Source organism: Pseudoalteromonas shioyasakiensis (assembly GCF_022398475.1).
In the GTDB taxonomy this organism is placed as follows: Bacteria; Pseudomonadota; Gammaproteobacteria; order Enterobacterales; family Alteromonadaceae; genus Pseudoalteromonas.
On the sequence record NZ_JAKEVM010000271.1, the window covers coordinates 1 to 1,554 of the forward strand.

Sequence of the window (1,554 nt, forward strand, 5' to 3'; positions counted from 1 at the left end):
TAGTTATAGTTTGTTGCTAACTTTATGTGTCAGTGTTCTCTGCAGTGTAATAATGAATAGACATTAGAGTAGATAAGGGAAGTCATGGATAAATTTTGTTGGGAAATTACTGTTCAAGATCTTAATGAACATGCTGTTTGGCTTTTTAAGTATTGTAAGGATGATTCAGTTGATGAAACGATTGTAACACCAGCCTCTGAAGCTGATACATTAAACCCAAATAATCAGTTACTTGTAAAATCACAGTTTACTGATGCTATTGGCAATAAATTCTTGGGTTACATTCATATCGGCTTAGCCGGGATTGAGTATACGCAACCATGTATGTTTGTTGATGATGAACCAGTTGGCTTTTGGTTTGGCATATCAACACCTAATACAATTGATTTACCAAAACTAAACTTTCCAATTCAAGCTGTTTCAGAGCCTATCTATGGTCTGCCTTCTCAAATCGAGACAATTAGTGGTTATGGTTATTTAGACATGTACTCAAACAAAATTTATCTCGATTAGGCCTGATTAATAGCTTTATGCTGTTTAGGATGTATTTTACTCGAAATTATTGAAATATACATTTGGACATTAACTTCTATAAAAAGGAATTCATTAATGAAGATCGCAGCAGCCAATTCAGCACCATGGAATATAGCAGAAAGTGATAATGGCGGTATGCCTAGACTAATTCGTTATCGAACTGATCTGGTACCTTTTATCGCAAGCAGTGATTATCCTCAAAGATTAGTTATCATATGGGAGTACGATGCAGATAACCTTAATGGAATGCCATCAACTGAGCAAAGTGAAACGATGAAATGTTTTGAGGACGCTTTAGATGCGACTCTTGACTCAGATCGTATAGCTGTCTTAGCGTTTGTACTTACTTGTAATGGAAGCCGTGAATGGCATTACTATATTAATCGTGTTGAAGAAGTCGGTCTTAGAATCAATACGGCCTTATCTGAGTTTCCAAAGTTACCTATACACCTGCAGGTTGAAAACGATCCTGAGTGGGAGCAAATTAGCCTTGTATACCAAATCTGCGGTGTTTAGCTAAAACAATTAAATGTTGTTCAAAGGATTTAATCCACGATGAATAAATTAATTATTTCAAGTTTAATGCTTGTTAGTATGATTGCATTTTCTGCACCTGATCAAATTATGCATTGGGGGGATTTAGCATCAATTAATAGTGAATTAATCGAAGATAAAGCAAGAACATTTTTGTTGCGTGAGAAGCCTGAACTAAAAAATGTTGCTGTTAAATTTGTTCAGATCGATGCTCAAATCCATAAAAACGAAGGCCCAACTTTGAATGTGGTGTTTATACATGCAAACTCCTTTAAACCAATCGAGCAAAGTGAACTTTACGGTGAGTTAAAGAATTCCAGTGAAATAAGATATTGTATGGAATTTATCCTCATCTTTTTTTCAAAAAATGGCGAACCAGAAAAATTGGTCGTCAAAGATGTTTTGCTTAGTAAAGATATTGATTATTCGAAGAAATTTTTTTTGGATACATACAATTCATTTTAATGCAGAAACAATGAGTTAAGA

The 1,554-nt window shown here is 34.5% G+C and carries 3 protein-coding genes; all 3 read left to right on the forward strand.

Going from position 1 to position 1,554, the window contains the following annotated elements:
• The first annotated feature begins 84 nt into the window (after window positions 1-84).
• The 3 genes from L1D51_RS21380 (at window position 85) to L1D51_RS21390 (ending at window position 1,533) form a co-directional block, all read left to right on the forward strand.
• Entirely contained in the window at window positions 85-513 is a 429-nt protein-coding gene (locus L1D51_RS21380) for a hypothetical protein (RefSeq protein WP_239964822.1), read from the forward strand.
• 96 nt (window positions 514-609) lie between these two features.
• The gene (locus tag L1D51_RS21385; protein ID WP_239964823.1) at window positions 610-1,050 is read left to right on the forward strand and encodes a DUF695 domain-containing protein; all 441 of its coding nucleotides are present in this window, start codon (window positions 610-612) and stop codon (window positions 1,048-1,050) included.
• A 39-nt stretch (window positions 1,051-1,089) separates the two neighbouring features.
• Entirely contained in the window at window positions 1,090-1,533 is a 444-nt protein-coding gene (locus tag L1D51_RS21390; protein WP_239964824.1) for a hypothetical protein, read from the forward strand.
• Window positions 1,534-1,554 lie beyond the last annotated feature (21 nt).

Coding starts and splice junctions, on each gene's coding strand:
- L1D51_RS21380 (WP_239964822.1), top strand. CDS start 85: ATGGATAAATTTTGTTGGGAAATTACTGTTCAAGATCTTAATGAACAT.
- L1D51_RS21385 (WP_239964823.1), top strand. CDS start 610: ATGAAGATCGCAGCAGCCAATTCAGCACCATGGAATATAGCAGAAAGT.
- L1D51_RS21390 (WP_239964824.1), top strand. CDS start 1,090: ATGAATAAATTAATTATTTCAAGTTTAATGCTTGTTAGTATGATTGCA.